Annotated in this window: 8 protein-coding genes; 2 read left to right on the top strand and 6 right to left on the bottom strand. The window is 73.8% G+C overall.

Annotated elements, in window-relative coordinates; genetic code table 11:
* Nucleotides 1-581 (bottom strand): TetR/AcrR family transcriptional regulator (locus C1I97_RS24710; protein WP_111005380.1); only part of this gene is annotated, 581 nt, incomplete at its 3' end.
* Nucleotides 582-699: 118 nt separating this feature from the next.
* On the opposite strand from C1I97_RS24710, the gene C1I97_RS24705 reads away from it, so the two are divergent.
* Nucleotides 700-1917: a saccharopine dehydrogenase family protein gene (locus tag C1I97_RS24705; RefSeq protein ID WP_111005379.1), complete on the top strand. Its 1218-nt coding sequence runs from the start codon at nt 700-702 to the stop codon at nt 1915-1917.
* A gap of 144 nt (nt 1918-2061) precedes the next feature.
* Nucleotides 2062-2310, top strand: a complete 249-nt coding sequence (locus C1I97_RS24700; protein WP_111005378.1) for a WhiB family transcriptional regulator — start codon at nt 2062-2064, stop codon at nt 2308-2310.
* A 27-nt stretch (nt 2311-2337) separates the two neighbouring features.
* On the opposite strand, the gene C1I97_RS24695 is transcribed toward C1I97_RS24700, so the two are convergent.
* From C1I97_RS24695 to C1I97_RS24675, 5 genes are all read right to left on the bottom strand, one after another.
* Complete coding sequence (locus tag C1I97_RS24695; protein ID WP_111005377.1) at nt 2338-2790, bottom strand: DUF6098 family protein; 453 nt, start codon at nt 2788-2790, stop codon at nt 2338-2340.
* Nucleotides 2791-2878: 88 nt separating this feature from the next.
* The gene (locus C1I97_RS24690; protein ID WP_111005376.1) at nt 2879-4552 is read right to left on the bottom strand and encodes an FAD-binding dehydrogenase; all 1674 of its coding nucleotides are present in this window, start codon (nt 4550-4552) and stop codon (nt 2879-2881) included.
* A gap of 31 nt (nt 4553-4583) precedes the next feature.
* A complete protein-coding gene (locus tag C1I97_RS24685; protein ID WP_111005375.1) occupies nt 4584-5213 on the bottom strand; it encodes a TetR/AcrR family transcriptional regulator in 630 nt (209 codons plus the stop codon).
* A 100-nt stretch (nt 5214-5313) separates the two neighbouring features.
* Nucleotides 5314-7998: a pyruvate, phosphate dikinase gene (ppdK, locus tag C1I97_RS24680; protein ID WP_111005374.1), complete on the bottom strand. Its 2685-nt coding sequence runs from the start codon at nt 7996-7998 to the stop codon at nt 5314-5316.
* Between the two features lie 15 nt (nt 7999-8013).
* Nucleotides 8014-8877, bottom strand: coding sequence for a universal stress protein (locus tag C1I97_RS24675; RefSeq protein ID WP_111005373.1), 864 nt, complete (start codon nt 8875-8877; stop codon nt 8014-8016).
* Between the last annotated feature and the right edge of the window lie 111 nt (nt 8878-8988).

The raw sequence follows: 8988 nt of genomic DNA, 5'->3' as shown, positions 1-8988 counted from the left end.
GCGGCGGGCAGGCGGGCGTACGTGGAGCGCCACATCTCCTCGTCGGCGCGCAGGGCGGTGCTCGGCAGGGTCAGGGAGGCGGCGTCGAGCGCGGCGAAGGCCAGGGTCTGGTCGACGAAGGCGTGGTAGATCCGCACGGTGTCCGGCAGCGGGAAGCCGGCCCCGCGCAGCACCTCCAGGACGGCCTCGTCGGCGGCCAGTTCGTTGGCCCGGCCGGTGACGCGGTTGGCGGTCACCACCGCGGCCTGCGGGTGGGCGACGTAGGCGGAGTGGATGCGCAGGCCCACCTCGCGCAGGTCGGCCCGCCAGTCGCCGGTGGGCCGCCAGCCGTGCAGGGCCCGCCCGATGAGCGCGTCGCCGATGGCCAGGGTGAGGTCGTCCATGCCGCGGAAGTACCGGTACAGGGTGCTCGGGTCGCAGTCGAGCGCCAGGCCGAGCCGGCGGGCGGTGAGCCCCGTGCTGCCGTGTTCGCGCAGCAGGCGCAGCGCGGTGTCGACGATCAGCCGCTCGGACAGCACGGTGCCGCTCCGGGTGGGGCGGCGCCGCCGTCGCTTCTCCTCGGGAACCACCGGCTTGGGCATGGGGCCTCCTCGCTCTTATGCCAACGCCATTGACCTTACGCGGGCGACGCACTTGTATCGAGGCCGGAGGCCGCCTCCTCCATCCCCCCTGACCACCCGACCGAGAGGGAGTTTCGTCATGCGTGTACTGCTCGTGGGAGCCGGTGGTGTGGGTACCGCGATCACCCGGATCGCGGCCCGTCGTCCGTTCTTCGAGGCGATGGTCGTCGCCGACTACGACCGGGAGCGCGCCGAGTCCGCCGTGGCAGCCGTCGGCGACGACGGCCGGTTCACCGCCGAACGCGTCGACGCGGGCGACGAGGCGGCGGTGGCGGAGCTGCTCGCCCGGCACCGCTGCGACATGCTGCTGAACGCGACCGACCCGCGCTTCGTCATGTCCCTGTTCCGGGCGGCCCGCACGGCCGGCGCCGGCTACCTCGACATGGCGATGTCCCTGTCCCGGCCGCACCCCGAGCGGCCGTACGAGGAGTGCGGGGTCAAGCTCGGCGACGAGCAGTTCGCGCTGGCCGAGGAGTGGGAGAAGGCCGGCGCGCTCGCACTGGTGGGCATGGGCGTGGAGCCGGGCATGTCCGACGTGTTCGCGCGGTACGCGGCCGACGAGCTCTTCGACGAGATCGAGGAGATCGGCGTCCGCGACGGCGCGAACCTGACCGTGGAGGGCTACGACTTCGCCCCGTCCTTCAGCATCTGGACCACGATCGAGGAGTGCCTGAACCCGCCGGTGGTGTACGAGGCCGGCCGCGGATGGTTCACCACCGAACCGTTCAGCGAGCCCGAGGTGTTCGACTTCCCCGAGGGCATCGGCGAGGTCGAGTGCGTGAACGTGGAGCACGAGGAGGTGCTGCTCGTGCCGCGCTGGGTCGACGCCAAGCGCGTAACCTTCAAGTACGGGCTGGGCCGGGAGTTCATCGACACCCTCAAGACGCTGCACCTGCTGGGCCTGGACCGCACCGACCCGGTCACCGTGCCGGGCCCGGAGGGGTCGGTCGCGGTCTCGCCCCGGGACGTCGTCGCCGCCTGTCTGCCCGACCCGGCGACGCTGGGCGAGCGGATGCGCGGCAAGACCTGCGCGGGCACCTGGGTGCGCGGCACCCGGGACGGTGCGCCGCGCGAGGTGTACCTGTACCACGTGGTCGACAACCAGTGGTCCATGGCCGAGTACGGCTGCCAGGCGGTGGTGTGGCAGACGGCGGTCAACCCCGTGGTCGCTCTGGAGCTGGTGGCCACCGGGGCGTGGGCCGGGGCGGGGGTGCTCGGCCCGGAGGCCTTCCCGGCCCGTCCCTTCCTGGACCTGCTGACGGAGTACGGCTCCCCGTGGGGCATGCGCGAGCAGTGAGTGTGCGGATTCGGCGAAGGTCCGTCCTCTGACAAGATGCCCTGTTTCACCCGCGCGTCGGCCGGAGACCCGAAGGCGAGTACGTGTCAAGGCCGGACGGCATTCGAGAGACGACATCCGAGATTCGAGCGCAGGTGACTTTTCATGGGCAACTGGCGAGACCACGCCGCATGCCGCCACGAGGACCCCGACCTCTTCTTCCCGCTCGGTACCACCGGTTCGGCGCTGCTGCAGGCCGAGCAGGCCAAGGCGGTCTGCCGACGCTGTCCCGTCCGGGAGGAGTGCCTGCAGTGGGCGCTGGACACGGACCAGGGCATCGGGGTGTGGGGCGGCACGAGCGAGACCGAACGGCGTGCGCTGAAACGGCGCGCGGCGCGGCGCCGCTCCGGGTAGCCGGGGCGGCGGAAAGCGGCGGGGCCGTCAGTGCCCGGAGCGGCGCAGTGGCCCCCACTGCGCCGCCTGCCGCTCCACCTCGGTCCGCGCCTCCTCGATGACGCCGGAGTCGATCCAGCACAGCGGCCGCACGTCGACCACCAGCGGCTCGTTGTCGGGCCCCCGCCCCCGCTCATGGCCCTCGAGGACCCAGGGACGCACGCCGGGGCCCTTCTCGTGGGGCAGGTGCGCGTAGTCGTACAGCCGGCGTGCCACCCACAGCCGCAGGGGCCGGCCCTGCCACCACTCCTCCACGTCGAGGGGGTTGGCCGACAGGCCCGGCATCGCGACGCCCGTGAGCTCGTCGGTGCTGGAGGGGGCGCCGAGATCCGTCCCGGGGCCACGCGACCAGCGGACGTACAGTCCCCGGCGCCGCTCGACGAGAGCGGCCAGCTCGGCCAGCTCGTGCACGACCCGCAGGTCGTCGTCCGATGCGCTCATCTCGTGGTCTCCCTCTCCCCTCGGGCGCTCGGAGTACCCCCACGAGGCACCTGGAACCGGAAGAAGTGAGTCCGCCGTCCCGCCCCGGTCAGGCGGTCTGCCGTGCCGCGTGCCGCCCCGCCGCGCGCCCGGAGAACAGGCACCCGCCGAGGAAGGTGCCCTCCAGGGCGTTGTAGCCGTGCACGCCTCCGCCGCCGAACCCGGCGACCTCGCCGGCCGCGTACAGGCCGTCGATCACCTGCCCGTCGGTGCCGAGCGCGCGCGAGTGCAGGTCGGTCTGGATGCCGCCGAGGGTCTTGCGGGTCAGGATGTGCAGCTTGACGCCGATCAGGGGGCCGGCCGCCGGGTCCAGGATGCGGTGCGGGACGGCGACCCGGCCGAGGCGGTCGCCCACGTAGCGGCGGGCGTTGCGGATGCCCTGGACCTGGGCGTCCTTGCTGTAGGGGTTGGCGATCTGCAGGTCGCGGGCCTGTACCTGGCGCCTGACCTCGGCCGCGTCCAGGAGCGGCTCGCCGGTCAGGCCGTTCATCTTCTCGACGAGCTGCTCGAGGGTGTCGGCGATCACGAAGTCCGCGCCGTGCCGCAGGAAGTCCCGTACGGGTCCGGGCGCGCCCTTGCCGAGCAGCCGGTCGCGCAGCACCGCCCCGCGGTCCTTGGCGGTGATGTCGGGGTTCTGCTCGGAGCCCGACAGGGCGAACTCCTTCTCGACGATCCTCCGGGTCAGCACGAACCAGGAGTGGTCGTGGCCGGCGAGGTCGTCGGTGGTGCGCAGGTGCTCGAGGGTGCTCAGCGTGTCGTAGCCGGGCAGGCAGGGTGCGGGCAGCCGGCGGCCGAGTGCGTCGAGCCAGACGGAGGACGGGCCGGGCAGGATGCGGATGCCGTGGCCGGGCCAGACCGGGTTCCAGTTGCGCACGCCCTCGGTGTAGTGCCACATGCGGTCGCGGTTGACGAGGCGGACGCCGGCTGCCGCGCTGATGTCGAGCATCCGGCCGTCGACGTACGCGGGGACGCCGGTGACCATCTCCGCGGGGGGCGTGCCGAGCCGCGCGGGCCAGTGGCGGCGGATGGTGTCGTGGTCGGCGCCGATGCCGCCGGTGGTGACGATCACGGCCTGGGCGGTGAGCTCGAAGGCGCCGGTTCCGTCCCGGTTGGAGGCGACTCCGCGCGGCGCGTCGTCGGGGGCCAGGACCGTGCCGCGCACCCCGCGTGCCGCGCCGTCCTCGATGACGAGTTCGTCCACCCGGTGCCGGTGGTGGAAGGCGAGCAGTCCGTCGCGGGCGGCCTGTCTCGCGTGGTCGGCGAAGGGTTCCACGACGCCCGTGCCGGTGCCCCAGGCGATGTGGAAGCGCGGTACGGAGTTGCCGTGGCCGCCGGCGCGCAGATCGCCGCGCTCGGCCCAGCCGACCGTGGGCAGCAGCGTGATGCCGTGGCTCCGCAGCCACGACCGCTTCTCCCCCGCCGCGAACTCGACGTAGGCGCGCGCCCAGCGCACCGCCCAGGAGTCCTCGTCCTGCAGCCGGTCGAACCGGGCGCTGCCCTGCCAGTCGTTCCAGGCCAGTTCGAAGGAGTCCTTGACGCCCAGTCTGCGCTGCTCCGGGGAGTCGACGAGGAACAGCCCGCCGAAGGACCAGTACGCCTGCCCGCCGAGGTTGGCGGCGTTCTCCTGGTCGACGAGGGCGACCCTGCGGCCCCGGCTGGTCAGCTCGTGTGCCGCGACCAGGCCCGCGAGGCCGGCTCCGACGACGATGACGTCCGCGTCCATGGCGACCGTTCCCTTCTCGGTGTGCTCGTGATCACGGTGCGGTGCCGCCGCTGCCGTCGGTGAGCAGCGCGGTGAGCAACTGCCCCAGCCAGGCGCGGGCGCCCTCGACGTCCTTGTCCAGCAGCAGTCGGGTGGTGACTCCGTCGTACGCGGCGACAACCGCGTGGGCGGCGCTGTCGGGGTCGCCGAGGACGGCGGGCAGTGCGGTGCGGCCGCGGGTCCGGGCGAGCCGGCCGGCGATGGCGCCGCGCAGCCGCGCCCGGTGCTCCAGCAGGGTCTGCGCCACGTCCGGGTGACGGGCGGCGTACACCAGGAAGTCCGTCTTGACCAGGAGCCAGTCCGGGTCGAGCAGCAGCACCTCGGTGACCCGGTCGACGGCGGCGGGCACGTCGAGGTCGGGGCCGTCCGGGGCGAGCGCCCCGGCCACCTGGTCGGCGATCAGCTCGGCCCGCTGCCGGTACAGGGCGAAGAACAGCTCGTCCAGGGTGGTGAAGTTGGAGTAGAAGGCGCCCCTGCTGTAGCCGGCCGCCTCGCAGACCTCCTCGATCGACACCCGGCCGAACCCCTTGGCGGCGAAGACCGCGAACGCGGCGTCGAGCAGCCTGGCCCGTGTGCGCAGCCGGCGTCCGGTGACGCGCGGGTGTGCGCCCTCGACCGCCATGCCGGACCCCCGTTCGATACACGAATGCATCTGATACACGAATGTATCCGAGACTCCGTGGATCCGATACACCCGTGGCTTCACACGCCCGCCGCAGGCGTCACCTGCTGTCGCCGGTCTCGGTGCCGGTGAGTGCGGCGCGGCCCGCCTCCAGCCGGGCGACCGGGAGGCGGAAGGGTGAGCAGGAGACGTAGTCGAGGCCGGCGCGGTGGAAGAAGTGGATGGACTCGGGGTCGCCGCCGTGCTCGCCGCACACTCCTGTCTCCAGCGCGGGGTTGACGGCGCGGCCCGCCGCCACGGCCAGTTCCACGAGCCTGCCGACGCCTTCCCTGTCGATCGTCTCGAACGGCGACGCGTCGATGACGCCCTTCTCCAGGTACATCGGGAAGAAGGAGGCCTCGGCGTCGTCGCGGGACAGTCCCCAGGTGGTCTGGGTCAGGTCGTTGGTGCCGAAGGAGAAGAAGTCGGCGGCCCCGGCGATGCGTCCGGCGGTGAGCGCGGCGCGCGGGAGCTCGATCATGGTGCCGATCGGGCAGTCGAGGGCCGTGCCGGTCCCGGCGGCGACCTGGGCCAGGACGCGCTCCGCCTCGGTGCGGGCCAGGCGCAGTTCCTCGACCGTGCCGACCAGCGGGATCATGATCTCGGCGTGCGGCCGGCCGCCGTCGCGCAGCCGCTGGGCGACCGCTTCGGCGACGGCGCGGACCTGCATGGCCATCAGTCCGGGCACGGCCAGGCCGAGGCGTACGCCGCGCAGGCCGAGCATGGGGTTCTGCTCGTGCATGCGCTCGACGGCGTCGAGCAGTTCGCGGTCGTGCGGGTCGGGGTGCGCGGTGCCGGCGAGGCGGACGGCCAGTTCGGTGCGGTCGGGCAGGAACTCGTGCAGCGGCGGGTCGATCAGCCGGATCGTCACCGGCAGTGCGTCCATCGCCTCCAGGATGCCGGTGAAGTCCCCCCGCTGCAGCGGCAGCAGAGCCGCGAGAGCGTCCGCGCGCGCGGTGTCGTCGCGGGCCAGGATCATCGCCTCGACCAGGGCGCGGCGTTCGCCGAGGAACATGTGCTCGGTACGGCACAGGCCGATGCCCTGGGCGCCGAGGGCACGGGCGCGTGCGGCGTCCTCGGGGGTGTCGGCGTTGGCCCGTACCTGGAGGCGGCGTACGGCGTCGGCGTGGGCGAGGATGTCGAGGACCGCCGCGGTCGGCTCCCCCGTGGCCTCGCCGGTTTCCAGGGCGCGGCCCACGTCGGAGGCGGTGAGCGGCAGGGCGCCGAGGTGGACGGTGCCGGCCGTGCCGTCGACGGAGACCGTGTCGCCCTCGCGGACCACGACGCCGGTGTCGGTGGTGAACCGCCTCTCGGCGGGTTCCACGGTGAGCGACTCGGCGCCGCAGACGCAGACCTTGCCCATGCCGCGGGCGACGACGGCCGCGTGGCTGGTCTTGCCGCCGCGGCTGGTCAGCACGGCCCGGGCGGCGATCATGCCGGGCAGGTCGTCGGGGGTGGTCTCCCGGCGGACCAGGACGACGTCCTCGCCGGCCGCGGCCCGGCGCTGCGCGGTCCCCGGGTCGAAGACGACGACGCCGACCGCCGCGCCCGGTGAGGCCGGCACACCCCGGGCCAGTGGGGCGTCGGTGGGGCGGGTGTCGAAGCGGGGGAACATCAGCCGGGTCAGCTCGGCGCCGCTCACCCGGGCCAGGGCCTCGTCGGCGGTGATCGTCCCCTCCTGGCGCAGATCGTGGGCGATGCGGAAGGCCGCCTGGGCGGTGCGCTTGCCGACCCGGGTCTGCAGGATCCACAGCCGGCCGCGCTCGACGGTGAACTCGACGTCGCACAGGTCGCGGTAGTGGGACTCCAACGTCCGCAGGTGGTCGCCGAGTGCGGCGTGGGTCCGCGGGTCGGTCCGCTTCAGTTCGGCCAGCGGCACGGCGTTGCGGACGCCCGCGACGACGTCCTCGCCCTGTGCGTCGGACAGGTAGTCGCCGTACACGCCGCGGGCGCCGGTGGCCGGGTCGCGGGTGAAGGCGACGCCGGTGCCGGAGTCGGGGCCGAGGTTGCCGAAGACCATCGCCTGGACGTTGACGGCGGTGCCGAGGTCCTCGGGGATGTGCTCGCGGTGGCGGTAGACGCGGGCGCGTTCACCGTTCCAGGAGTCGAAGACGGCGCGGATGGCGCGCTGCAGTTGCTCGGCCGGGTCCTGCGGGAAGTCCGCGCCGGTCTCCCGGCGGATGATCCCCTTGAACTCCTCGGCGAGACGGGCGAGTTCGGCGGCGTTCAGGTCCTGGTCGGTGGTCACGGCACGCCGGGCCCGGCAGGCAGCGAGGGCGTCCTGGAACAGGTCGCCGTCGACACCCATCACCGTGTGCCCGAACATCTGCACGAGCCGGCGGTAGGAGTCCCAGGCGAAGCGCTCCTGGCCGGAGGCCTTGGCCAGTCCGTGGACCGAGGCGTCGCCCAGCCCGATGTCGAGGATGGTCTCCATCATGCCCGGCATCGAGAACCGGGCGCCGGAGCGGACGGAGACCAGCAGCGGGTCGTCGGCGGCGCCGAGGTCGCGGCCCATGGCGCGTTCCAGTCCCGCCAGGGCCCGGGCGGTCTCGACGGCCAGCTCGGGCGGCTCCTCGCCGGTGGCGAGGTAGACCCTGCAGGCTTCGGTGGTGACCGTGAACCCGGGCGGGACGGGCAGCCCCAGGCGGGTCATCTCCGCGAGCCCCGCCCCCTTGCCGCCCAGCAGGCCGGCCATCTCCCGGCTGCCCTCGGCGAAGGCGTACACGTACGTCGTCGGCGCGTTCATCTCGTCCGGGTCCTCTCACTCGTAGGGGACGACGGCCACGGGACAGCCGGCGTGGTGGACGACGGCGTGGGTGACCGGGCCGGTGTGCGGGCCCGCCGGGAAGGCGGACGGGCGGCGGCCGACGACGAGCAGGCTCGCCCCGGAGGCGGCCCGCACCAGCGCGGTCGAGGGCTTGTCCCGCACCACCGTCTCGACGACCTCCACCTCCGGGTACTTCTCCCGCCACACCTGGAGCACCGCGGACAGGAAACCCTGCCACTCCTCGGCCCGCCCGGGGCCGTCCACCAGCGCGATCTCACCGGGGCCCAGGGTCAGCGCGGACGGCTGTTGCCAGGCGTACACCGCCCGCAGCCGGGCCCGGCGCAGCCGCGCCGTCCGGAAGGCGAAATCGATCACCTCGTCGCACGGGACGGCGACGTCCAGGCCGAGCACCACGTCCCGGTAGCCGGTGCGGGTGGAGGCGCTGCCGTCGGCCGCCGGGAGGTGCTCGTCCGCGGCCTCCTCCCCGGCCCGCACCAGAACGACCGGGCAGCAGGCCCGGGCCACCGTGCCCAGCGCGACGGAGCCCACCAGGAAGCCGGTGAAACCGCTCAGGCCGCGCGAGCCCAGCACCAGCATCTCGGCCCGCCCGGCCGCACGCAGCAGGGCCGTGGTCGCCGGCCCCAGGACCTGCTCCTCCTCCAGACGCACTCCCGGGCAGGCTCCGCGCACCCGCTCCTCCGCCCGGCTCAGCACCTGCCGGGCCAGACGCCGCCGGGCCACGTCCACCCGCGCGCCGTCGGCCGAGCGGGGGTGCCAGTTCCAGGCGTGGAACAGCCGCAGGCTCCGTCCTCGGCGCTCCGCCTCACGCGCGGCCCACTCGGCAGCGGCAGGAACCAGGCCGCGTAGCGGTCGGCCAGGCGGACCACCGGGGCCGACTGGGCGCCCGCCTGCCGGGCCAGCCGCACGATCTCGGCGTAGGTGCTGTCCCGCTCGGTCGCGGTCGCCCGC

Origin of the sequence: Streptomyces sp. NTH33 (assembly GCF_003236365.1) — a bacterium.
In the GTDB taxonomy this organism is placed as follows: domain Bacteria; phylum Actinomycetota; class Actinomycetes; order Streptomycetales; family Streptomycetaceae; genus Streptomyces.
Note: the sequence above shows the minus strand (reverse complement) of the source record. Positions and strands in the feature narration are given on the sequence as shown.